The organism is Acidicapsa ligni, from assembly GCF_025685655.1.
GTDB classification, from domain to species: Bacteria; Acidobacteriota; Terriglobia; order Terriglobales; family Acidobacteriaceae; genus Acidicapsa; species Acidicapsa ligni.
Genome location: NZ_JAGSYG010000001.1, coordinates 446,813 through 467,219, shown reverse-complemented (window position 1 = coordinate 467,219; position 20,407 = coordinate 446,813). Strand labels below are relative to the sequence as shown.

At 55.6% G+C, this 20,407-nt stretch carries 18 protein-coding genes; 6 read left to right on the top strand and 12 right to left on the bottom strand.

Features of this window, described 5'->3' with window-relative positions:
• Nucleotides 1-157: 157 nt before the first annotated feature.
• The 3 genes from OHL19_RS01840 to OHL19_RS01830 all read right to left on the bottom strand — a co-directional run bounded on the left by OHL19_RS01840 (nucleotide 158) and on the right by OHL19_RS01830 (nucleotide 2,890).
• Nucleotides 158-1,762: a chloride channel protein gene (locus OHL19_RS01840; protein WP_263355877.1), complete on the bottom strand. Its 1,605-nt coding sequence runs from the start codon at nucleotides 1,760-1,762 to the stop codon at nucleotides 158-160.
• On the bottom strand, nucleotides 1,759-2,235 hold the full coding sequence (locus OHL19_RS01835; protein ID WP_263355876.1) for a MarR family winged helix-turn-helix transcriptional regulator: 477 nt from the start codon (nucleotides 2,233-2,235) through the stop codon (nucleotides 1,759-1,761). Before OHL19_RS01835 ends, OHL19_RS01840 begins: the two co-directional genes overlap by 4 nt.
• A 163-nt stretch (nucleotides 2,236-2,398) precedes the next feature.
• Nucleotides 2,399-2,890: a DinB family protein gene (locus tag OHL19_RS01830; protein ID WP_263355875.1), complete on the bottom strand. Its 492-nt coding sequence runs from the start codon at nucleotides 2,888-2,890 to the stop codon at nucleotides 2,399-2,401.
• Between the two features lie 598 nt (nucleotides 2,891-3,488).
• On the opposite strand from OHL19_RS01830, the gene OHL19_RS01825 reads away from it, so the two are divergent.
• On the top strand, nucleotides 3,489-5,141 hold the full coding sequence (locus OHL19_RS01825; protein ID WP_263355874.1) for an OmpA family protein: 1,653 nt from the start codon (nucleotides 3,489-3,491) through the stop codon (nucleotides 5,139-5,141).
• 182 nt (nucleotides 5,142-5,323) lie between these two features.
• On the opposite strand, the gene OHL19_RS01820 is transcribed toward OHL19_RS01825, so the two are convergent.
• The 4 genes from OHL19_RS01820 to OHL19_RS01805 form a co-directional block, all read right to left on the bottom strand.
• The gene (locus OHL19_RS01820) at nucleotides 5,324-6,892 is read right to left on the bottom strand and encodes a GWxTD domain-containing protein (RefSeq protein ID WP_263355873.1); all 1,569 of its coding nucleotides are present in this window, start codon (nucleotides 6,890-6,892) and stop codon (nucleotides 5,324-5,326) included.
• Nucleotides 6,889-7,278 carry a BlaI/MecI/CopY family transcriptional regulator gene (locus tag OHL19_RS01815; protein ID WP_263355872.1) on the bottom strand — a complete coding sequence of 130 codons (390 nt, stop codon included), beginning with the start codon at nucleotides 7,276-7,278 and terminating at the stop codon, nucleotides 6,889-6,891. The genes OHL19_RS01820 and OHL19_RS01815 overlap by 4 nt, the downstream gene beginning before the upstream one ends.
• Before the next feature lie 453 nt (nucleotides 7,279-7,731).
• Nucleotides 7,732-8,625, bottom strand: coding sequence for a ParB/RepB/Spo0J family partition protein (locus OHL19_RS01810; protein ID WP_263355871.1), 894 nt, complete (start codon nucleotides 8,623-8,625; stop codon nucleotides 7,732-7,734).
• Between the two features lie 321 nt (nucleotides 8,626-8,946).
• A complete protein-coding gene (locus tag OHL19_RS01805) occupies nucleotides 8,947-9,819 on the bottom strand; it encodes a ParA family protein (RefSeq protein WP_263355870.1) in 873 nt (290 codons plus the stop codon).
• 487 nt (nucleotides 9,820-10,306) lie between these two features.
• On the opposite strand from OHL19_RS01805, the gene OHL19_RS01800 reads away from it, so the two are divergent.
• Nucleotides 10,307-10,570: a hypothetical protein gene (locus OHL19_RS01800; protein WP_263355869.1), complete on the top strand. Its 264-nt coding sequence runs from the start codon at nucleotides 10,307-10,309 to the stop codon at nucleotides 10,568-10,570.
• Here the strand turns inward: OHL19_RS01800 and rsmG are convergent.
• Entirely contained in the window at nucleotides 10,567-11,217 is a 651-nt protein-coding gene (gene rsmG, locus OHL19_RS01795) for a 16S rRNA (guanine(527)-N(7))-methyltransferase RsmG (RefSeq protein ID WP_263355868.1), read from the bottom strand. The genes OHL19_RS01800 and rsmG overlap by 4 nt on opposite strands.
• 166 nt (nucleotides 11,218-11,383) lie before the next feature.
• On the opposite strand from rsmG, the gene OHL19_RS01790 reads away from it, so the two are divergent.
• From OHL19_RS01790 to OHL19_RS01775, 4 genes are all read left to right on the top strand, one after another.
• Nucleotides 11,384-11,968, top strand: a complete 585-nt coding sequence (locus OHL19_RS01790; RefSeq protein WP_263355867.1) for a TetR/AcrR family transcriptional regulator — start codon at nucleotides 11,384-11,386, stop codon at nucleotides 11,966-11,968.
• Between the two features lie 131 nt (nucleotides 11,969-12,099).
• Nucleotides 12,100-12,921, top strand: coding sequence for an SDR family NAD(P)-dependent oxidoreductase (locus OHL19_RS01785; RefSeq protein ID WP_263355866.1), 822 nt, complete (start codon nucleotides 12,100-12,102; stop codon nucleotides 12,919-12,921).
• Nucleotides 12,922-13,036: 115 nt separating this feature from the next.
• Entirely contained in the window at nucleotides 13,037-14,098 is a 1,062-nt protein-coding gene (locus tag OHL19_RS01780) for a tetratricopeptide repeat protein (protein WP_263355865.1), read from the top strand.
• 98 nt (nucleotides 14,099-14,196) lie between these two features.
• On the top strand, nucleotides 14,197-14,880 hold the full coding sequence (locus OHL19_RS01775) for an HAD family acid phosphatase (RefSeq protein WP_263355864.1): 684 nt from the start codon (nucleotides 14,197-14,199) through the stop codon (nucleotides 14,878-14,880).
• A 250-nt stretch (nucleotides 14,881-15,130) separates the two neighbouring features.
• Here OHL19_RS01775 and OHL19_RS01770 read toward each other — a convergent pair whose 3' ends face one another.
• From OHL19_RS01770 to OHL19_RS01755, 4 genes are all read right to left on the bottom strand, one after another.
• On the bottom strand, nucleotides 15,131-16,459 hold the full coding sequence (locus OHL19_RS01770; RefSeq protein ID WP_263355863.1) for a right-handed parallel beta-helix repeat-containing protein: 1,329 nt from the start codon (nucleotides 16,457-16,459) through the stop codon (nucleotides 15,131-15,133).
• Between the two features lie 403 nt (nucleotides 16,460-16,862).
• Nucleotides 16,863-17,744, bottom strand: coding sequence for a gamma-glutamyl-gamma-aminobutyrate hydrolase family protein (locus OHL19_RS01765; protein WP_263355862.1), 882 nt, complete (start codon nucleotides 17,742-17,744; stop codon nucleotides 16,863-16,865).
• 347 nt (nucleotides 17,745-18,091) lie between these two features.
• Complete coding sequence (locus OHL19_RS01760; protein WP_263355861.1) at nucleotides 18,092-18,880, bottom strand: lysophospholipid acyltransferase family protein; 789 nt, start codon at nucleotides 18,878-18,880, stop codon at nucleotides 18,092-18,094.
• Between the two features lie 123 nt (nucleotides 18,881-19,003).
• Complete coding sequence (locus OHL19_RS01755) at nucleotides 19,004-20,398, bottom strand: bifunctional folylpolyglutamate synthase/dihydrofolate synthase (RefSeq protein WP_263355860.1); 1,395 nt, start codon at nucleotides 20,396-20,398, stop codon at nucleotides 19,004-19,006.
• Nucleotides 20,399-20,407 lie beyond the last annotated feature (9 nt).

Here is a 20,407-nt window from a genome sequence, read left to right as displayed (position 1 = left end):
AGCCCCCATCCCTTGCAGTTGCCCTTGTTCTTGCCCTTGCCGTTGCAGTTGCACTTGTTCTTGCCCTTGCAGTTGCATTTCTGGCTGTCATTCCCGAAGGGAATCTGCTTCTGCCCTCGTCCTTCTATCTATCATTCTCCCAAAAAACACCACCCCATCACACCCCCGGCCGAACATAACCAAACAACCGCAACCGCTCCCTCTCCCGCTCCACCGACCGCGTCCGCCCACGCAACAAATCATGCAGCGAAATACTCCCGCAAACCCGCCCGCTGTCACGATCCACCACCGACATCGTAGCCAGCCCTTCCGTCGCCATCGTCTCCGCTGCCCCGCGCGCAGTTTCATCCGCATACGCATAAAACTCCGGTAGAACTACACCCGCCTCACCATCGCGAACCACCGACATCAGGTCGCGCACAATCACCATCTCCAGCGGGTCGACACCATATTCGCGCGTCAGATGATATCCCCTGCGACCCAACTTTTCCGTCAGAATAGATCGCTTCATCAGCAGTGCCGTCACCAGGTAAGACGCCATACAAGCAATCGTCAACGGCAGTAAAGCAGGCAGACAATGCGTCACCTCCAGGCTGAACAAAATCGCCGTCAGCGGAACACCAAGCGCACCCGCCAGCATCGCGCCCATACCAATCAGCGCCCAGAACGCCTGCGCCTCCACCGAAGCATGTGCTACATGACCCGCCATCGCACCCACCGCCCCGCCAATCATCAGCAGCGGAGCCAGTACACCTCCTGACGTTCCCGACCCCAGTGAAAATGCCCACATCAGCGACTTCGCAACCAGGATGCCGATAATCAAACCCATCGTTGCATGGCCGCTCAGCAACTCTGCAATGTTGTCGTAGCCCACACCTAATCCACGCGGAAAGAACAATCCACCCACGCCAATCCCAATTCCGCCAATCGCAGGCCACCACATCCAATGCACATGAAGATGCTCAAATAGATCCTCAAACGCATACATCATCCTGCTCATTCCCGCCGACACCAGGCCTACAAATGCACCCAGCAGCAACGCGCCCATCGCAAACGCAATGCGATGCGCACCGCCGATTGCCGGCATCTGAAACAGCGGTCCCTCGCCCAGCCAATACACACGTAAAAGCCCCGCAGTCGCACTCGCCACCGCAACAGGAATCAAACTCCGCGGACGCCATTCAAACAACAGCAACTCAACCGCAAGCAGTATCGCCGCCACCGGCGTAGCAAACACAGCCGACATGCCCGCAGCAGCACCCGCCACCAGCAGCGTAGTCCGTTCCGCATCCGTAACATGCATCCACTGTCCAATGAGCGATCCAGCAGCACCACCCGTCATAATAATCGGACCCTCCGCGCCAAAAGGTCCGCCCGATCCAATCGCAATCGCTGCGGAAATAGGCTTCAGCACAGCGATCTTCGGATCCACCTTCGCACGATGAAGAAGAATCGCCTCAATCGCCTCCGGAATCCCATGCCCTCGAATCTTGTCCGAACCAAACCGAGCCATCAGCCCAACCAGCAAGCCTCCAACCACCGGCACCACAACCATCCAATGCCCCAGCGCACTTCCCGCCGGAGACACAGCAGCAACACTGAATCGGTGGTAATAAAACAAGTTCGTAGACAGTGCAATGCAGCGCAACAACAACACAGCCAGTACCGTCGAACACGCACCAATGCCGATCGCCACTCCAGACAACAGCCACACTCTTCGATCGACGGTAAAATCCCGTAACGCAGATGGTTCTGACTTCATTTCAAATCCCCTCTATCCCCCGGATCACTATCCGCCTGCACACGATGCATCCCCGATTTACGGATCAGATTCAAAGACCCAATCAATCGCGGCACCAACTCACTTAACTCCCGCTCATGATCGTCCGAGAGCGCCCGCAACACACGCCGACCCTGCGGTGTAACCTGCAACAACACAAAGCGCTTGTCGGTAGCATCATGCCTGCGAGCAATCAACCCCGCTTCCTCGCATCGCTTGCTAAGTTCAACCACGCTGTGATGCCGCAACCCCAATCTCTCCGCAGCATAAGAAACCGTAGTCTCCACCCCATCCGGAGCACCGGCAATATGCAACAGCAATTGATGCTGCTGCGGATGCAACCCCGCTTCAGCAGCACGCTCCTCACTAAAATGCAAAAACTGTCGCAAAGCATAACGAAACTCCGCCAGCGTCTGCATCCTCTGCTTATCCGTAAACCGAACCAACTTCGCCATAAGCAAAGTATATCGCAATACGATGTATTTTTACCAAAGCACCTAACCCGTGCTTTTGCCCTTGCAATTACTGTTCCCCGTGCCGTTGCTGTTGCCTTTGCAGTTCTGTCTGTCATTCCCGAAGGGAATCTGCTGTCAGCCCTTGCCTTTACTCAGCCCGTCCCTACCCCCAAACCCCAAGCATCTTCCGCAACAACACCAACTGCCCCACATGATAAGCCGTATGATCCGCCGCCAGCAGCGCCTCCCGCAGCACCGTCTGCCCATCTCCATGCGGAATCTTCGCAAACAAATCCGTCTTCTCATCCCGCACCAGCGTAACCATCGCCTTCATATCCGCGCGATATTTCTTCACACTCTCATGCCAGTCGTCAGCAGCTTTCGGAGCGGAAGACTTGGGCCAATATCCCTCCGGCCACGCCGGCGAAACATGCTTTGCATCACGGCTGAATTCCAGAATGTCCCACAGCGTAATCCGCAGATGTTCCAGCTCTTCCCAAGCCGAGTGCGGAGCACCATCCGGCTTCATCCCCGCCAGCTCAAACGGCATTCCCGCCACCGCCTTCTCATAACTCGCATGAGCCTCTTCACTCATCAGCAACTTCACCAGTTGTTCCCGCAACGCCTTATCATTCACCGCAACATGCTCCGTCATAAAAACTCCTCTGAATATCCGTGATCAACCAGCTACCAGACTTCGATGCACCATCCAGCACCAAAGCACCAAAACCATCCAACCCAACCAACCAAATGAAACAACAACCAACCCACAATCGCTTCTGCTTTTCTAACCTGTCATTCCGCAAGAAATCTGCTGTGAGCTTCTGCCCTTGCACTTGCAGTCGTAGTCGCAGTTGCACTTGCCCTTGCCCTTGCCTTTCTGTCTGTCATTCCCGAAGGGAATCTGCTGTTAGCTTTTGCTGTTGCAGTTGTAGTCGCACTTGCCCTTCTGTCTGTCATTCCCGCAGGAAATCTGCTGTTATCCCTTCTACCTATAATCCCCAAAGAAAACCTGCCTCACACGCAGCAATACCACCATCCCACAACCCCCTTTAAAAGAAGATGATCAATTCCGCACATAAGTCTCTAAGCAAACTACAAAACAAACTTATGTAACTCCGCCCAATTATCCCACTAGGACAACTACCACCCCACGCAGGGCATCGAAATAGGTTGGCTGAGTTGTGAGCCGATGTGTGCATGCAAATCCGCGAGCACAATCTGCGCACATAAAACCAAAGGAGCATGACCGCATGAGTAAGCAAAATCGAACAAACGTTGTTGTCCTGGCACTGCTAGCTGGCTGCGCAATTTTGGGCGCACAAGAATCCAATCCAACCGCAACTCCGCGGCCGTCACAAGACCAGTCGCAACAGCCGCAGGCTGAGATGCGCGAGGGCGTTCCCGTCTATAAGATCCAGGTAGTTGGCCGTGACATTCCGGCTATCAATTACTTCCATCGCAACGGCGCCACCAAGATAGGTTTCCAGGGAACCAGCCTTCTGCCCATGTCCAAAGGCACAGCCAAAGTTGAGGCCCGTGCAGGCCGCACCTCCATCGACGCTCAATTCCAGGGCCTCACTCCAGCCAACGGCTACGGTCCTGAATATCTCACCTATGTTCTCTGGGCCATCACCCCGGAAGGCCGCCCCACAAACCTCGGCGAAGTCCTTCCCACCGGCTCCAAAGATAAAAACGAGATCACCGTCACCACCAACCTCCAGACCTTCGGCCTCATCATCACCGCCGAACCATACTTCGCCGTCACCATGCCCAGCGATGTCGTCGTCATGCAAAACTTCGTGATCAACGACAAGACTGAGGGAGTCATCGAACAGGTCAACGCCCACTACTCCCTTCTGCCTCGCGGCGCTTATTCTGAAACGGCAGGCCGCCACGCCGTCCTTCATCCCATCACCCGCGACGAACGCTCGCCCCTCGAACTCTACGAGGCCCAGAACGCAGTCCAGATCGCCGAGGCCGCCGGAGCAGGCAAGTACGCAGCCGACACCCTGGCCACCGCCAAAACCGCTCTGAAGAACGCCGAAGATCTCAACCTCAAGAAGAGCAATCGCAAGCAGACCATCACCTTCGCCCGCGAAGCCGTGCAGTCCTCTGAAGACGCCCGCATCATCACCATCCGCAAGATCAAGGCTGAGGATGATGCCGCCCAGCTCAAGGCCAAGCAGGATGCAGAAGCAGCCGCAGCCCAGTCGCAAGCTGACGCGCAGAAAGCGCAGTTAGCGCAGCAGCAGGAAGCAGCCCAGCGCGCCCAGGCCGAAGCAGCCGCAGCCCAGGCTGAGGCCCGCGCACAAGCCGCCCGCGACGCGCAGAAGGCCGCAGAAGCCAGCGCCCAGCAAGCCACCCAGCAATCCGAACAGATGCGCGAACGCCTCAAGGATCAACTCAACCAGGTACTGCAAACCCGCGAAACAGCCCGCGGCCTCATCGTCAACATGTCCGATGTTCTCTTCGACTTCAACAAGTTCACCCTCAAGCCAGAGGCCCGCGAAAAGCTCGCCAAAGTCTCCGGCATCCTGCTCGCCTATCCTGGCCTCAAACTCCAGGTCGAGGGCTACACCGATAACATCGGCTCCGACGAATACAACCAGAAGCTCTCTCAACAACGCGCCGATGCAGTCAGCAGCTACCTCGTTTCGCAGAGCGTGCAGCAAGCCAACATCACCGCCACCGGCTTCGGCAAAAACAGCCCCATCGCCGACAACACCACCAACGCAGGCCGCGCACAAAATCGCCGCGTCCAACTCGTAGTCTCCGGCAACGCCATCGGCATTCAGCAGAGCGCTCCCAGCGGCGGCGAATCCCAAACCCAGCCAGCCCAGCCAACACCACGCCCAGCCTCCACAGGCGAAACCGGCGTCTCCAACCCCAGCCCAAACCAGTAATCCCAAAATCCTGGACCAACAACCAAGGGCTGCTCCCAGGAGCAGCCCTTAGTAATTTCCGCAGAATCCTTTCGTCCCATCCCACAGCAAATTGCCATCAGCCCAAGCCCTTTGCACTTGCCGTTCTGTATGTCATTCCCAAAGAGAATCTGCTGTTAGCACTTGCTTGCTTTTCAACTGTTCTAGCGACGAACCAACCCATACCTCCCACAATCACAATCATCCACAAAGAGAAACGGAACATCCTCGCCCATCCCATCAATATGCGAATAGTTCCAAACCTCAAACGGATTCTTGCTCTTCACCCCATCCACAAACACCCCGCCACTCGGATGCGAATCGACGCTGTGCGGCCGTCCATACACGATGTAGATTCGCCCACGATCACTCCTCCATCCAGCCTCATCGGCAAACCGAAAATGCATATTCGCATAAGCGATCCGCCGGTAATGCTCCTCGCGATAAGCATTCTTCGTAGCATCCCCTGTCGGATTGCGCTGCTGCCAAAACCGCTCGATAAACTTATCCCGCTCCGCATCGCTTCCCAGGCTATCGAACGACTTCTTCTCCTCCGGAGTAATGATCCATCGCACATCCTCCTCAACCCATTGCCGATAAGCCCTGCCCATCAAACTGTTCGTACTTTGCGTAACAAGCGGTGCATCTGTGCTTTGCTTAGCTTGCGGTAACTCCATAGACAACGCAGCCGCATGGACAGCCGGCGCCGCAACATCTCCCAACCTTCGCGACATCGGCAACAAGAACAACACCACGCAAACACAAACAGCAGCCGCACCAATCAGTCGAGCACCCTGCCCACGCTCTGCAGCAATAGGCTCACCCAGCACACGCGCAATCCTATGCAACAACGCCGGTCGTGATTGATTCCCATTCACGCCCATAGCCAGCGCGGAGACATGCGAACGTTGCTCCTCCAATCGCAACAGCGCCTGCGCATAGACCGTAGCATTGCCGCAGTAAGCAACCGCAATATCATCGCAGCAAAGCTCGCGCTCCTGCCGCATCCTGCCTCCAATCCACCTCACCGCGGGATGAAAGAAGAACAGCGTCTCTATCATCGTTTGAATCAGGTTCCACAAATAATCCGCGCGGCGAATATGCGCCAACTCATGCGCCAGCACTGCCTCCATCTGCTCTTCACTCATCGACAACAACGCTGATGCAGGCACCACAACCACCGACCGCACAATGCCGAGAGTCAACGTTCCCGCAACCTGCACAGAGATGCGTAAATCAACCACGCGCGTAATCCCCATTCGCCTGCGCATATCATCGAACGCCACTCTCAATCCCGACGGTACTTCCAGCCGCGCATTACGCCGCATTCTCTCCAGCCACCACCATCCCCCCGCAGTCCGCAGCGAGAGGCAAAGCACACCGGCAACCCACACACCATCCAGCCACGGCAACCATGCAGCGAGATTGAAGTAGCCCGGGCCCGCATTCACATGCAGTAAATTTCCACCCGCAACAGAGAAGGGAAGTGTATTCCCCATCGCCGCAACACCCGGAAACAAATGCTCTCGACTATATCGCGCATACTCGTACCAAAGCGTTCCCATCGCAACCGCCAGTATCGATAGCAACGCGATCAACGCAAGCCCATAACGTGCTCCGCTATGAGTCCTCGCAATAAACAGGTTGAGAAAACCATACAAGAGCGCAATCGCCGTCACCTGCCACAACGAATGAATCAAAGTCCATCCCAGCACTTCGAATGCAATATTCATTTGCTCTTCTCCCGTCTCGCAATCAAGGCACGAATCTCCTTCAACTCCTCAGCACTCGCCGGCTCCATCGCCAATGCATGCATCGCAAGCTGAGCAGCCGAACCCGCAAACAACCTCTGACTTAAATCCTTCAACAACTGATCCGTAGTCTCCTGCTGCGTACGCGCAGCCTCATAGATGTGAGCACGCCCATCCTGCGTCCGCGTCACCAATCCCTTCTCAGCCATGATCTGCAATAGCTTCAACACCGAGGTGTACCCCAGCGGCCGCGTCACATTAACCTCGTCATACAACTCACGAACAGTAGCCGAACCCCTGTCCCACAGAACTCGAAGCAACTCGAGTTCCCCCTCCGTTGGCTTAGGTAAACGTCGCCTCTTAAGCATGACCCTCCTGCGATGAAGACAGGTATATACGAAATCATTCGTAGATGTCAACGAAGACCTTCGTAGTAAACAATACGCACTTCACCAAAAATTACATCGCTTCAAATTTAAGGAGATGATTAACGATGCCCAGGATAGGACCGAGGACCCAAGCCATCAATATAAGATATAAGCCACACCACCATCCCATAGAACAGCGCCCAGGCTACAAACCCAGGCACTCCACCTATCGAATAGTTCTAAACATTCGCTATAGCCCTATCTACCTTCGCCGCAGCCCTTGCACTTGCTTTGGCAGTTGCCTTTGCAGTTGCTCTTGCTTTTGCCGTTCTGTCTGTCATTCCCGAAGGGAATCTGCTGTTAGCACGCGCACTTGCTGTTGCCGTTGCCGTTCTATCTGTCATTCCCGAAGGGAATCTGCTTCTCCCCTCCCGAAAAAACAGCAACCCAACCTCAATCCCCAACAATCTTCTCCATCACCGCATCAAAATCCTCAAGCCGCGCATACTCGATAATCACCCGCCCGCGCCCATCCTTATCCTCAATCCGAACCCGCAACCCAAGCGCCCGCTGCAACCGCTCCTGCGCCTCCCGCACATTAGGATCGATCGGCGTAGGCTCCGGAGCCTCTTTCTTCGGCGGCCAGTCAGGATGCAGCAAATTCTGTACGTACGTTTCCGCTTGGCGAACAGAAAGCGAAAGTGCTAGTATTTTGTTAGCCGCCTGTTCCGCATCTGCAGGAGATTCCAGCACTAGCAGGGTCTTCGCGTGTCCAAAGCTAAGCACCCCAGAGGAGACTTTCGCTTGCACACTTTCCGGCAACTTCAACAGCCTCAGAAAGTTGCTGATCGAGCTGCGAGGTTGTCCCACGCGATACGCCATCTGCTCCTGTGTCATTCCAAACTCGCGCGACAAACGATCGAAAGCTTTAGCCTGTTCCATCGGATTCAGATCCGCTCGTTGCAGGTTTTCAATGATGGTAATTTCCATCGCCTGCTCATCGGAAACCTGCCGAAGAAATGCCGGGATCGTCTCCTTGCCTGCCTTCTGAGAAGCCAGCCACCGCCGCTCACCAGCAATCAGTTGAAAGCGCCCATTCGGCAGCGGACGCACCAGGATAGGCTGCACCACCCCATTCGCCGTAATCGAAGCCGCAAGTTCATCCAGCAGCTTCTCGTCAAAATGAGTCCTAGTCTGAAATGGGTTCCGGTCAATCTCCCCGACTGGAACCTCCATCGGTTTCCCTGTAGTCTCCTCCGGCATCGCAGGAGCCGAAGCCGTCACCCGCGGCAACAAAGAATCCAATCCCTTACCCAAAGCCCTGGCAGGCCGTCGCACATCACTCATAGAATCCAAACCTCCAATCACAAACCATCAAAATTTTCTGCAATCCGTGTAACCCAATCCATTCAAATGTTCCACGTGGAACATTCCATATCTCTCAACCGGACAAATGCCGGAATCCCATTCCTTGCGCATCTCCTGCACAAAAGGATGGGACAACAAATCCAAATCACAAAAGCCAGTAATCTTCCGCAATTGTTCCACGTGGAACATTCCAGGACGGACCTCATAGCTCAAACAGCCCCATGTGCTCCGTTTGCCCGACATGGAACAATTCGTTCTTCGGGTAAATTCAAAATGTTCCACGTGGAACATTTTGCAAACTCACGCGTACGGCCAAAACCGAACAGTCTTGCCAGCAGGCTTAGCCCCAGTCCCACTCTCGGTCCCGGACTCAGCCGCCGCAGCTCGCTCCGCCGCCTTCGGGCTGACAATCTTGTTTCGCTCCAGGTATTCCGCAGCCAGATCAAAATAAGCCTCCGCCCCACGCGACCGAGCGTCATAAAGCGCAACCGGCTTTCCGTGGCTGGGAGCTTCGGCCAGACGAATGTTGCGCGGGATCACCGTCTTGAATAGCCGATCCTTGAAAAACTCGCGCAAAGTTTCCGTAACCTGCTGCGCCAGATTCGTCCGGTCGTCATACATAGTCAGCAAAACGCCTTCAATCGTCAGCTTTGGATTCACGCTCGCACGCACCCGCTCCAGCGTAGAAACCAGCTCAGAAATGCCCTCCAAAGCAAAATACTCCGCTTGCATGGGCACAATCAGGCTATCTGCCGCCGCTAGAGAATTCAGCGTTAAAAGATCCAACGCCGGGGGGCAATCCAATATGACGAGGTCATATTTGGCTTGAACTGGCTCAAGCGCTGATTTCAGACGCGTGGCGCGATCCTCTGCGTTGGCCAGCTCGATGTTGGCGCCCGTAAGGTTTTTGCTGCCCGGTAGAAGAGTCAGGTTGTCTATTTCGGTGGGCAGCAGCATTTGTGCGGCGGGAACATCGCCTACCAAAACGTCATAAATAGAGTGACGATTGTCGTCCCGCTGCACTCCGAGGCCGGAGGTGCAGTTGGCCTGAGGGTCACAATCGACCAGAAGAATCTGTAATCCTTCCAGTGCTAAGCAGGCTGCGAGGTTGATGGCGGTGGTGGTTTTGCCCACTCCACCCTTTTGATTGACGATACCCAGAATTTTGCCCATGGCCTTCAAGACTATCTGGAAGATGGGCTAAGCGGTAGCCCTATTTGACTTTGCGTTGGGAATGGCGATCTGTGGAGATCTTTCTGCATCCCGGATGGATAGGCGCTGCAAGTGGCTTGCATTGTTGGGTTTCCGGAGATTTTGAGTTTTGCTCATCTTGCAGGGTGGCCTGTGGATGGCGGTGGAAAAGCTCTAAGGAAAGTTGAACTTTTATCGCTTTAAAAGGGAATGTTCCACGTGGAACATTCCTGGTACATGCTGCGGTGCGGTGTGATGGGGGAAATGTTCCACGTGGAGCAATTTGAGTGGGGTGGGGTTTTGGAATGTTCCACGTGGAACATTTTGCGGAAGATTATTGGGTTTTGTGGTTGGGCCTTCTTTGGAGAAATGCGGCGGGATTGGTATTTGTTTGGGTGGGGGGATGTGAAATGTTCCACGTGGAACATTTTTATTGCGGAGGATTTTGAGGGTTTGTGATTGGGGGTCTATGAGTGATGCGCGCGTTGGATCGGGCGTTGGGGTGAAGCAGATTCCCTTCGGAAATGACAGACAGAAAGGCAAAGGCAACTACAACTGCAACTGCAACGGCAACTACAACGGCAACGGCAACTACAACGGCAACGGCAACTACAACGGCAACGGCAACTACAACTACAACGGCAACTACAACGGCAACGGCCTGAAACAGATTCCCTGCGGGAATGACAGACTGAGAGGCAATTGCAAAGGCAAAAGCTTGGGCTTGCGCTAGTGCGTGGGATTGGATAGTTGAGAGTTAGAGTTTTTACCTAAGAGGAGGATTCGGTTGGTATTTTTGGGGAGGGGTATTTCTGGTTGCCAGAGAATCGGTGTCTCTTTGGTTTGGGTTTGAATTGAGGGGATTTCTTCCTGGGTGGTCATGAGGGCTAGCCAGCCATTGGGGGACAGGAGTTTGATGGCGGCTGGGATGGCTTGTTCCATGTTGTCTACGGCTCGGAGGGTTATGCCGTTGTAGGTTTGTGTGAGTTGTTCGGCGCGGGCGGAGTGAACCTTGGTTGGGAGATTCAGGACGCGGGCTGCTTCGCGGAGGAAGGTGGCTTTTTTGTTTTGTGATTCGGCTAGGGTTACGGATATTTCGTTTCGAATGATGGCTATGGGCAGACCGGGGAAGCCAGCTCCAGAGCCGAAATCCAATAAGGAAACTATTTCTACTGGCAATGCCCTGGCGCAGAGGATGGATTCAACAAAGTGGCGGCTTAGGATGCCTTCTTCATCACGGATGGCGGTCAGGTTGGTCCGGGCGTTCCAACGCTGGAGGAGGGTGAGGTAGGCCGTGAATTTTTCGGATTGCTCCGGGGTCAGCGATGGGGAATCGACCTGGGCGAGAAGTTGGTTGAGGCGATCTGCGGTAGTTGTCATTGCTGGATTTAGCTTATCGAATGCAGAGGTTGGAGTGGCTGGTTAATTCGTTGGGTAGGAGTGTGGCTATGGCAGTTTCTTAATTCGTTGGATGGGGATGCTGCATCGAATAGACTGGTCAATTAGTGCACGGCTAGTGCATCGATGCGGTTGACAGGGGGTTGCAATGGAAACTCGGAATACTCGGGATCATCTTCTGGAGGTTGGGCTTCGACGGATTCGGTCTGTGGGTTATGCGGCTACGGGTGTGAAAGAGATTCTCGACGAGGCGCAAGTGCCGAAGGGATCTTTTTATCATTACTTCCCGAGCAAAGAGGTGTTCGCGAAGGAAGTACTGGCGCTCTATGTTGCCGACGAAAATACGCGTGCCCAAAAAATACTCCTGGAAGGCAAGTCTGCCCCATTGAAGAGACTGCGGAAATACTTTGAGGAATTAATTAAAGTCTATGGTCACACGGCTGCGATCAGCGGATGCCTGATGGGAAATATGAGCCTGGAGATGGCAGACCATAGCGAACTAATCCAGTCGTTGCTGAAGAGTTCGTTTGGGAACTGGCAGGCGGGAGTTGCTGAGATTCTGCGCGAGGCTATTGAGCGGGGCGAACTGTCAAAATCTACAAAGCCAAAGGAATTTGCGGCCTTTCTGGTGAATAGCTATGAGGGTGCGCTGCTTCGATCGAAAGCGGAACAATCGAACGAGCCGCTGGAGAACTTTCTTAACGTCAGCTTCAACATCCTGCTAAAGAACTAGACGTTCTCTATAACTTCTCACCGAATTTCTGAAGCCAGATATTTTCCGAATCCTTAGACCGACCGGTCTACTCTACTGAATGTGTCCGATTGGATGGACAACAAATTCAAGTATTGCCGAGGAGGCACAGCATGGCTACGCATACGAATTCATCTACATTCTCGAAACAAGGAACGGCTGTTATCACCGGGGCATCTACAGGGATTGGCGCGGTCTATGCACACCGTTTCGCAAAGCGCGGATACGATGTGCTGCTGGTGGCACGCGACCAGAACAGATTGACGGCACTTGCAGAGGAGATAACAACGGCGACTGGACGCAAGGCGGAAGTGCTGGCGGCCGACCTTACATTGAAGGCGGATCTGCATCGCGTTGAAACACGTCTTCGTTCTGATGACACGTTGACTGCATTGGTGAACAATGCGGGCTTTGGCGCAACGTCGAAGTTGATCGACTCCGATGTGGACGATCTGGAGAACATGATTCAACTAAACGTGACGGCACTGACGCGGCTTACTTCGGCGATTCTGCCCGGATTGATTGAGCGAGGGACGGGGCTGATCATTAATATCGCATCGATTGTTGCAGTCAGTCCTGAACTTTTGAATGGCGTGTATGGCGGTACGAAGGCGTTTGTTGTGGCGCTTACGCAGTCACTGCACAATGAGGTGAAGGATAAAGGCATTACGGTACAGGCGGTGCTGCCGGGAGCTACGAGTACTGAGTTCTGGGATCGCGCGAAGTTGCCGGTTCACAATCTGCCTGCGGAGATTGTGATGACGGCTGACGAGATGGTGGATGCGTCTTTAGCCGGGCTGGATCAGGGTGAGCTGATTACGATTCCTTCGCTGCCTGAGCTGGATGATTGGAAGAAGTTCGAAGAGGCGCGCAAGGCGCTTGGTCCTAATCTTTCGCGGAAGCATTCGGCGTTGCGGTATGGAGTGGGTGCGTAAGCTGACTGAATTCAATCTTAGGAAAACCCCTCCGATGATATTCAATGTCGGAGGGGTTTTCTATCTCGGCTTCGAGCTATCTCGGCCTAGAACTATCTCGGTCGGAATTGGTTTGATGCCAGCCACAAGGACAAAAGCGCAGCGTGGGTGGAACCCATGTAATGGGGGGATTCCATTGCCGGTTCCGTGGATGGCGCTCTATTGCGTGTTGCACATATGGTATGCTTCCGCCGTGCGGAGATTCTTATCCATTCTGCTTGCAGGAATATGCGGCATTGCTCCCCTGGGGGTAAACGCACAGGCCGATTTTATGCAGCAAGCGAAGAATGTTTCGTGGCAACAAAACGATGCTACGGTGCAGCGAACACCTCCAGAAACTTGTTCCGCAACGACGCCTGCTCCCGTTATGCCTGGTCCGAATATAAGTGCGTATGCTGCGGGACGCGAGAATGCCTTTGCTGCAGCCTATGCGGCGACACACTGCCACGATTACGTGGGTGCGTTGCCGCTGTATCGGAAGGCATTAAGCGACTATCCTGACGACCCGCGTGCCCTCATTCTCACCGCGGAGGCTGCGGCGAAAGCCAACCAGACAGAAGAGGCTATCACGCTCTTTCAGCGCGCACTCGCACGGGAAAGCAACTTTACGTGGAGCACTCGTATCGCGCTGATGCGTGCCTATATGTCTTTGAATCGTTGGGAAGATTTCGAATCTGAACGTGCGGATACTCGCAGAGCTGCGCTCAACGGTGATCGCACACTCTCACAGAAAGATGGCTATCCTATCGACACTCTTCGGACCGACACAACGTTTGTTCGAGTCATAGAATTTGCCAAGTTGCATGGCGTCTCTCATACACGGGATCGGTTTTTGCTTTACGGAGAAAAAGACGCGTGCACTGGATACATTCCATATATCGATCTTGAATCTAACGATATCGATCAAGAGAGCTTTGCCAAACGCTATCCAGATAAAGCTGCGGCTGGAATGCAGAGTTATTCGCTTGAATCTTATTTAACGCCGAATGCTCACGGCACACTCAAGATCTATCCGGACGGAGAACCTGATTATCAAGTGCTTCGCGCTGATGTTCTTGATGCGCTTGCGGGACATGTTCCGGTTCTTCATCCAGCGGGTCAGCCTTGTATTGCGGATGCTGGCCGTGCCAATCCTTAACGATTTTTCATTGAGTATAGATATCGAGAGTGCTCGCATCGCGGAAGCGAAACGTGAGCATGTTCCTGCATTTTCAATTCATAGGAGGGGTAATTCTGATGAGGCTTTTAGCTTTGGTGTTGGTGCTTGTTTGCTTGCCGGCTTTGGGGCAGCAGGCTGTGGTTATGGTTCCGAATGAGCCGGTGAATTTGCAGGTGGCGAAGGATGCGCTGACGGCTTATCAGTCATGCAAAACGGAGAACTGTTATGGGCCGCAGATTGATCGGCAGATCGATCTGGCGATTGGTTTCTTGAAGCAGAGTGTGGCTGCGGCGAAGGCTGGCGATAAGCTGGCGCTGGTGTTGGATATTGATGAGACTTCGCTGTCGAACTGGTCGGTGGAGACGCATGACGACTATGGATATATTGCTACCGATTCGAACTGGTGTGTGGCGCTGCGATGCGGGAAGGCGATTGCGGGGACGCTGCGGTTGTTCAAAGAGGCAGAGGCGGATCATGTTGCCGTGTTCTTTATTACGGGAAGGCCGGAGGGTCAGCGGGCAGATACGGAGGCCAATCTGAAGGCGGAGGGATATGACCGCTGGGAGCAGTTGTATTTGCGGCCGGAGGATCATCCGAAGAAGCAGAGCGTAACGGATTACAAGTCGGGGGATCGTGCGGAGATTGTGGCGAAGGGTTACAGGATTGTGCTGAATGTTGGAGATCAGTTGAGTGATTTGAAGGGGCCTGCGCAGGCGGAGCATTCGGTTAAGCTGCCGAATCCGTTTTATTTTCTGCCTTAGGGTGGGTGGGATTTTTTCGGGGGGTGGGTGAGGGTGAGGGGTAAGGGCTAAAAGCAGATTCCCTTCGGGAATGACAGACAGAACGGCAAGGGCAACCGCAACTACAAGGACAACTGCAAGGGCAAGGGCTACTGCAACTGCTAGGGCGATTGCAACTGCTGGGGCCTTGGGAATTGTTATACCCACCCTTTGCGTATTTTGCTCGGGGTGGGTATTTGGTGGTTCGTTTCGGTTGCTGTTGGTTTGATTGTTACTGGAGTGAGATGTCTACCTGGACTGGTAGCCAGGGGGATGTGGTGATTCCGGTGCCGGTGGCGATGCTGCATTTGGCGGATGGGCCTGCGGCGCAGTTCCACCAGTTTTCGGTGGCGCTGATTACGCCGGAGCCGAGGTTGTCGATGCCGGTGCTGTGTGGGGTGAAGTTGTTGAAGTGGGCGTCGATTGTGCCTGCGGGGGCCTTGAAGACGATGTCGACGGTTTCGTCGCTGAAGGTATTCTGCGAGATGACCAGGCCTGTTACTGGTGCGGTCGAATAGATGTTGATGCCGGTGGGGCCGGGGGTGGTGGCGTCGGCGGTGTCGGCTGCGTTGCCGTAGATGTGGTTGCCGATGATGACATTGTCATTGAGGTTGACGCCGGGTGCCGGGGCGGGTGCAGAGCCGTGGTTGTGCATGGTTACGCCGGGCAGGCCGTTATCGTACAGCTCGTTGCCGCTGATGACGTTGGCTGTATTGGTCGATCCTGGGCCGGGGGCGAAGATGCCGACGCCTGCTCCGGCGCCGGGTAGCAGCAGGCCGTTGTTGTGGGACTGGTTGTTTGAAATGACGTTGTGCATGATGCCGAAGGAGATGGTGGCGGAGGGAATGATCGAGGTGGCGGGTGGATGGCCGGCCATGGTGATTCCGCAGGCATAGCCGTTGTTTTGCACGACGTTGCCCTGGATGAGATTGCTGTTGCTTACGCCGGTTTCGTCGGTGATGAGGATGCCGCCGGAGTTGTCTTCGACGAGGTTGCGGGCAACGAAGGCGTGATCGGTGGCCATGAGGTGAATGCCTTCGCCGCAGTCCATTGCTTCGCTGGTTTCGAAGGCGGGAATGCCGGGGCATTCGGCGGCTGAGGGGACGAGTGCTTTGTTGTTATTCAAGACATGGTTGGCGAGGATGGTGACGTTGGAGGCGTTCGCTATGAGGATGCCTTCAAACCTGGCGTTGTGAATTTCGAAGCCATAAATGGTGACGTTGGCGATGCCGGGCAGGGGTGCAGTGGCCATGCCGTTTACGAAGATGCCGTTGAACTGGCCGGTGGCATCGATGACGGGCGGGTTGAAGGGATCTCCGATGAGCGAGAGTGGCTTGGTGATGATGACCTGCTCGGCGTAGGTTCCCTGGGCGACGTTGATGATGTCGCCTGCAGTGGCTGCGCTGACGGCGGCGCTGATGCTGGATTTGCAGCCCGCGGTGCCGGCGTGGTTGACGCACCAGGTGGCGGCGGATGCGTTCGATGCGGCGAAGAGGGCTACTAGAGACAGGACCAAGAGAAATGGTTGACGGGCGAGCGAATTCCTAAACTTGCAGGACATTTTTAGCTCCGATTGCTTGGCTTGGTCGAGACCGCAATGAACGGTCAATCAACAGAGGAATAGCTGGAGGGGGAATTCGAACCGAGCTGGATTATATGCGGCGGGGGTGGGGTGTGCAATGGGGTTGGTTATTTTTGGCTGGGTGGGGGAAGGGTAAGGGCTGCCGGCAGGTTTTCTTTGGGAATTGCGGATAGACAGCTAGGGGGAAGGCAAAGGCTAAAAGCAGATTCCCTGCGGGGATGACGGACAGAAGGGCAAGGGCAGCCGCAAAAACAAAAGCAAGGGCAAGGGCTTAAAAGCAGATTCCCTGCGGGAATGACAGACAGAAAGGCAAAGGCAAAGACAAGGGCAACTACAACGGCAACAGTTGGGGCAACGGCAAAAGCGACGCTGGGTTGAGGGGTCAGGATTGTAGGACGGATTCTGCTATTTTTCTTGGGGTCCAGGATTCGGCGGCCTGGGCGAAGGCTGCGAAGATGGCGCGGGAGAAGGCGCTCTCGATGTAGGTGCGTTCGGGGTGCCACTGGATGGCGAGGGCGAAGTGGTCGGGGCTGCGGAGTTCGGCGGCTTCGATGATTCCGTCCTGGGGGCAGCGGGCGCTGATGATGAGGTTGTCGCCGGGGATCCGGATGGACTGGTGATGGCTGGAATTTACCAGAAGATGCGCTGGGGATTCGTGTTCGTGAATCGCAGGTTTCAGGTGTGAGAGATGGGATGCGGCGTTGTGCTGAGGATGTCTCACGAAGGATCGTTCGGGATGGGTATCTTCGTGGATTGGGATGTGGCGGGCTATTTCAGACAGGCGAGTGTTGGGGGTTAGTTCGATGGGATGGGCATCGATCACGGTGCGGGCGGGGGCGTGATTCACGGCTGTGCCGATCTGGGTGGGGATGTCCTGAATGAGGCTGCCGCCGCACCAGACGTTGAGGGACTGGGCTCCGGCGCAGATGGCGAGGATGGGTTTGTGGAGATTGAAAGCGTCCTGGATGAGGAGTTCGTCGGCGGCGGCGCGCGCTGGGTCGGGGGCGGCGCTGTGGGGGCTGCGGGGCTCTCCGTATTTTTGAGGGTCGAGGTCTGCTCCGCTACCGGGAAGAAGGATGCCGACGGTGGTGGTGAGGATTTTGGCAACGCGGGATGGGGTTTCGTGGAGCGGGATGAGGATGGGGGTGGCTCCGGCGGACTGCAGCGCGGCGATGTATTGGGGAAGGGATCGCTGGTTGTAGGCGAGAGCGTCGTCAACGTATTGGGGGCTGGCGGGTTCGGGGATAGCGATACGGATGGACATGGTTAACGGCCCTCTCGGGGTTATTTTCCCTGCGGGGATTGTACGGCTTTTGGGGTGGGGGTGTTTGGATTCCCTTTGGGTGTGACTGATAGAAAGGCTAGGGCAAGGGCAAAGGAAAAAGCAGATTCCCTTCGGGAATGACAGACAGAAAGGCAACTGCAACTGCAAGGGCAACAGCAACAGCAACTGCAAAGGCAAAGGCAAGGGCAAGGGCAACAGCAAAAGAAAAAGCAGATTCCCTTCGGGAATGACAGACAGAAAAGCAAGGGCAACGGCAAGGGCAAAGGCAAAGGCAGAGACAGAGGCAAAGACAAGAGCAACAACAACGGCAAAGGCAAGGGCAAGGGCTAACGGCGGATTGGTTCGGTGTTTTGTTGGATTAGTTGATGGATGGTTTCTCGGAGTTGGTTGGTTACTGTTTCGGAGTCGCGGGGGGTCAGGCCGGTTGTGGGGATGGGGGGGCCGATGATCAGTTTGAGTGAGCGTTTGTCTGGATGGAGGTAGAAATGGCGGGTGTGCGGGGGGAGCAGGTCGAAGACGCCGATTAATGCTACGGGGACCAGTGGCACCTGGGCGCGGAGGGCCAGGTAGGCTGCTCCGTTGAGAAAGGGCAGGAGATCGCCGTCGTTGGTGCGGCCACCTTCAGGAAAGATGAAAAGGTTGAGGCCGTCGCGGAGGGCGCGGACTCCGGCGCCTAAGCTGCTGAGGGTGGCGCGGGGGTTTGCGGTGTCGATGGGAATCTGACCGCTGCGGTCTAAATACCACCCGATGAACGGCAGGCCCCAGAGTTCTTTTTTGGCGAGGATGCGGAATTGGAAGGGCAGGCTGGCGAAGACGACCGGCGTATCCATATAAGAGGTATGGTTGGCGGCGAAAACGGCCTGGCCAGCGGGGATGTTTTCCAGCCCGATTACTTTTACTTTTTGCCCGGAAGCAGCAACGGATGCCTGGGCCCAACGGCGGGCGAGGCGGTGTTGGAGTTTTCCCTGCTTGTCGAAGCGGGAGACTAAGAGTGACAGGCTGCCAAAAAAGACGGTTGCGAACAGAAATGGCGGGGCCTGCAAGAGATTGCTGCGCAGGCGGTTCCATAGAGGAAGCTTGGCCGGGCGGGGAGATGGCTCCCGTTTCTCGATCATGATTGCAGGACCTTTTCAGGGTTCAGTGATAGTTTATCTTCGCCTACCGGGGCTCGGGTCATCCTTTTCATACGAGGTGCCTGCCGCCTGGGTACGCCAGGCCGGTTTTCGCACAGGACTTTTCTAATGAGCTCCGGGACGCGATTCGGAAGCGGTTTTTGCGAGTAGCAGGTGGCGAGCCTCGCCAACCAGATAGACGCTGCCGCTGACGACGATGCGGGCTGGCGGATGGTTGGGTTGGAGCAGGCTGCGGGCGATTTCAGTTGCGATTTGCAGGGCCTCGGCTACGGTTTGCGAAGGGTGTGCGGGGATGCCGGTGGCTTCGGCGGCTGCGGTGAGATCGGCTACGTCGGTGGCGCGGGGAGAGTGGATGGGCGCGAGGACGACGTGATCGAAAAGAGGGAAGAGAATCTGGGTCATTTCGCGGAGAGGCTTGTCGCGGAGGCAGGCGAAGATGAGAATTTGCGGCTGGCCTTCGACGGCAGATGCGGAGAGAGCGGAGCGCAAGGCCCAGGCTCCGGCGGGATTGTGGGCTACATCCAGAAGGAACTCGGGCTGGTTGGGGAGGGAGATTTGTTCGATGCGGCCGGGCCAGCTGGTGTTGTGGATACCCTTTTCGATGGCTTCAGGGGTGATGGGGAAACGGCCGGATTCGCTCAGTTCGACGGCGGTAGCTATGGCCAGGGCCAGGTTGCGGTGTTGATGAGCACCCTTTAATGGTGAATCGACCTGGATGATTCTGCCGAGTGCTTCGATCTGATAGGGCAGGAGAGGGTCGGTGCTCATGATGGGCATGTATTCGGTGGCGGGGATGCCGCGAACGTTGAGCGCGACGGCTACTTCGCCGAGGGCCTGATTGGCCTCGGGATGCTGCGGGAGGGTGATCAGGGTTCCGTTGGCACGCAGGATGCCGGCTTTTTCGCGGGCGATTTCAGCGATGGTTGAACCTAGCCACTCCTGATGGTCGAGGGAGATGTCGGTGATTACGGAGAGGATGGGATCGACGAGATTGGTGGCGTCGAGGCGGCCTCCCATGCCGACTTCGAGGACGGCGAGGTCGATTTTGGATTCTGCGAAATAGAGGAAGCCTAGGGCGGTGAGGAGTTCGAAATAGCTGGGGAAGGCGGGGAGTTTGCCGTCGGCTACGAGTTGCCGGGCTGCGTCGTGGACGCGAAAATACAGGCGGCCGAAGGTTTCATTGGGGATGGTTGAGTCATCGGCTGCTTTTTGGGGAAGCAGGAGGCGAATGCGTTCGTTGACGCGATCGAGGTGTGGCGAGGTGTAGAGGCCAACACGAAGGCCGGATTCGCGGGCGATGGAGGCCAGGGTCGAGGCGGTTGAGCCTTTGCCATTGGTGCCAGCGATCAGAACGGAGGGATATTGCAGATGGGGATTGCCGAGGGCGGCGCAGAGGATTCCGATCTCGTTGAGCGAAAATTTGCGGCGAGGTACGCCGGGGGCGGAGAACAGCTCCGCAGTGAGGGCGTTTAGATTCGTGATGGCATCAATATAAGACATACAGTTTTA

Bases quoted from the DNA above. Each gene is read 5' to 3' on its own strand.
- OHL19_RS01840 (WP_263355877.1), bottom strand. From the start codon at position 1,762: ATGAAGTCAGAACCATCTGCGTTACGGGATTTTACCGTCGATCGAAGA.
- OHL19_RS01835 (WP_263355876.1), bottom strand. From the start codon at position 2,235: ATGGCGAAGTTGGTTCGGTTTACGGATAAGCAGAGGATGCAGACGCTG.
- OHL19_RS01830 (WP_263355875.1), bottom strand. From the start codon at position 2,890: ATGACGGAGCATGTTGCGGTGAATGATAAGGCGTTGCGGGAACAACTG.
- OHL19_RS01825 (WP_263355874.1), top strand. From the start codon at position 3,489: ATGAGTAAGCAAAATCGAACAAACGTTGTTGTCCTGGCACTGCTAGCT.
- OHL19_RS01820 (WP_263355873.1), bottom strand. From the start codon at position 6,892: ATGAATATTGCATTCGAAGTGCTGGGATGGACTTTGATTCATTCGTTG.
- OHL19_RS01815 (WP_263355872.1), bottom strand. From the start codon at position 7,278: ATGCTTAAGAGGCGACGTTTACCTAAGCCAACGGAGGGGGAACTCGAG.
- OHL19_RS01810 (WP_263355871.1), bottom strand. From the start codon at position 8,625: ATGAGTGATGTGCGACGGCCTGCCAGGGCTTTGGGTAAGGGATTGGAT.
- OHL19_RS01805 (WP_263355870.1), bottom strand. From the start codon at position 9,819: ATGGGCAAAATTCTGGGTATCGTCAATCAAAAGGGTGGAGTGGGCAAA.
- OHL19_RS01800 (WP_263355869.1), top strand. From the start codon at position 10,307: ATGAGTGATGCGCGCGTTGGATCGGGCGTTGGGGTGAAGCAGATTCCC.
- rsmG (WP_263355868.1), bottom strand. From the start codon at position 11,217: ATGACAACTACCGCAGATCGCCTCAACCAACTTCTCGCCCAGGTCGAT.
- OHL19_RS01790 (WP_263355867.1), top strand. From the start codon at position 11,384: ATGGAAACTCGGAATACTCGGGATCATCTTCTGGAGGTTGGGCTTCGA.
- OHL19_RS01785 (WP_263355866.1), top strand. From the start codon at position 12,100: ATGGCTACGCATACGAATTCATCTACATTCTCGAAACAAGGAACGGCT.
- OHL19_RS01780 (WP_263355865.1), top strand. From the start codon at position 13,037: ATGCCAGCCACAAGGACAAAAGCGCAGCGTGGGTGGAACCCATGTAAT.
- OHL19_RS01775 (WP_263355864.1), top strand. From the start codon at position 14,197: ATGAGGCTTTTAGCTTTGGTGTTGGTGCTTGTTTGCTTGCCGGCTTTG.
- OHL19_RS01770 (WP_263355863.1), bottom strand. From the start codon at position 16,459: ATGTCCTGCAAGTTTAGGAATTCGCTCGCCCGTCAACCATTTCTCTTG.
- OHL19_RS01765 (WP_263355862.1), bottom strand. From the start codon at position 17,744: ATGTCCATCCGTATCGCTATCCCCGAACCCGCCAGCCCCCAATACGTT.
- OHL19_RS01760 (WP_263355861.1), bottom strand. From the start codon at position 18,880: ATGATCGAGAAACGGGAGCCATCTCCCCGCCCGGCCAAGCTTCCTCTA.
- OHL19_RS01755 (WP_263355860.1), bottom strand. From the start codon at position 20,398: ATGTCTTATATTGATGCCATCACGAATCTAAACGCCCTCACTGCGGAG.